The organism is Arsenophonus sp. ENCA (assembly GCF_002287155.1).
Taxonomy (GTDB): domain Bacteria; phylum Pseudomonadota; class Gammaproteobacteria; order Enterobacterales; family Enterobacteriaceae; genus Arsenophonus; species Arsenophonus nilaparvatae.
Genome location: NZ_NHNG01000749.1, coordinates 1 through 1,555 on the forward strand (window position 1 = coordinate 1; position 1,555 = coordinate 1,555).

The 1,555-nt window shown below is 34.5% G+C and carries 2 protein-coding genes and 1 pseudogene; all 3 read left to right on the forward strand.

Translation table 11 applies throughout. The features are described from left to right. The first annotated feature begins 241 nt into the window (after window positions 1-241). Window positions 242-499: a GrxA family glutaredoxin gene (locus tag CBG25_RS19480; protein WP_290608720.1), complete on the forward strand. Its 258-nt coding sequence runs from the start codon at window positions 242-244 to the stop codon at window positions 497-499. 540 nt (window positions 500-1,039) lie between these two features. Further along, the gene (locus CBG25_RS19485; RefSeq protein WP_290608722.1) at window positions 1,040-1,177 is read left to right on the forward strand and encodes a hypothetical protein; all 138 of its coding nucleotides are present in this window, start codon (window positions 1,040-1,042) and stop codon (window positions 1,175-1,177) included. A gap of 18 nt (window positions 1,178-1,195) precedes the next feature. Further along, a pseudogene (locus CBG25_RS21580) lies at window positions 1,196-1,423 on the forward strand (DUF4354 family protein); the annotation flags it as partial. Between the last annotated feature and the right edge of the window lie 132 nt (window positions 1,424-1,555).

Genomic DNA, 1,555 nt, shown 5'->3' on the forward strand with positions numbered 1-1,555 from the left:
TGATACTGGTTTGCAAAGAGGTCATTCTTAATGGCGCTGCGTTTCTTCATGGTGGTTAGCTCAGTAGACCAGCTTCCGATAACTTTATCAGCAAAATCAAACTCGGCTTAGGTTTTTCGAGGTGCCCAATTGTTAACATTTCAAATAGCAATAAAAATAAATTGTGCTTTTTTTTGATGCTAACTATAGGCATAGTAATTGAACTGTAGATAATAAATAAAATTTAGTTGAAGGAGATATGATGTTTACTGTCATTTTTGGTCGTTCTGATTGCCCCTATTGCGTCCGCGCAAAAGAATTAGCAGAAAAATTAAAACATGAACGTGATGATTTTGATTATAATTATGTTGACATACAAGCGGAGGGGATCAGTAAAGCTGATTTAGCTAAAAAAGCGGATAAACCTGTTGAGACTGTTCCGCAAATTTTTATTGATGAGCAGCATATCGGTGGTTGTACAGACTTTGAAACCTACGCAAAAAAACATCTTCTTTCTTAATTAACTGATTTTATTAAAATTATTTTCTATTTTAATTTTATATGTTAAGTTTCAGGCACAAATCACAAAAGCATTTTTTGATCAAAAAATGCTTTTTTTTCTTCTTTAAGAACTTTATGAATAATAAATAGTCTTAACTTATGCCACTGCTTTTCTTTGAATGTCCCCAAATTATTGAGGAATCCGATAGTTTAAATTATGTCCTATTTAAACTATCGGTTTTTTATTCATACTATCTAATCGACCTTGCAAGGTTACAATAATTTGACGTTCACCACCGTGATTACCAATATGGATACAAATTGCCGAAAATTAGGTAAAAAAATTATAACTGCGCAGTAAGCATTAAATAATATCCATTAAAACAGGGTTTAAGTTTTACCTAAAATCTGGTTGCCAAATAAATGACTAGTTGTTCATAAAGAAGGTAGCTAATGAAAAACGTAGCTACAGTTCTTCTTTCTTCGCTTGTTTTAATCTTATTTACCCCATAATCTGGCTGCTGAATAAATGACTAATTGTTCATAAAGGAGGTTGTCAATGAAAACGGTATGTAAGGTTCTTCTTTCTTCCCTTGTTCTACTCTCATTTTCTTCCATAGCAGCAAAAGATTTACATAATAAACTGATCATCCAAGCTATTCCCTCCTCAGAAGGTACGGTGGTGGTTGAAGGGTAGCCGAAGTATGAAAAAACGTTTAATGTTGTTGTATATAGTGTAATTGATCAGCCAATTGAATTAACCGGTGATGTCGCTTGCTACAAAGCGTTCGATGAAAAAGGCAAAGAGTTTGATGGGCGGCTGGTGCAGGCTGAGCTACTGGGAATATTGAAAGACAGCCCAAAAGCGGGAGAAGCCACGTTCGTCAGCGACGATGAATCTGTCTATAACGCCAAATTCGTAAAATGGTCTTCGCAATGCTAATCTCCGACTAAGCGCATACAAAAAGGGTATCATTTGCAAGGCTATATAATATATAAAATCTTTTACTATCATATTGTTATTATGTAAATGTGTAAATGTAGGCCGCTTTAGCGGCCTTTTCGTATTTCACAA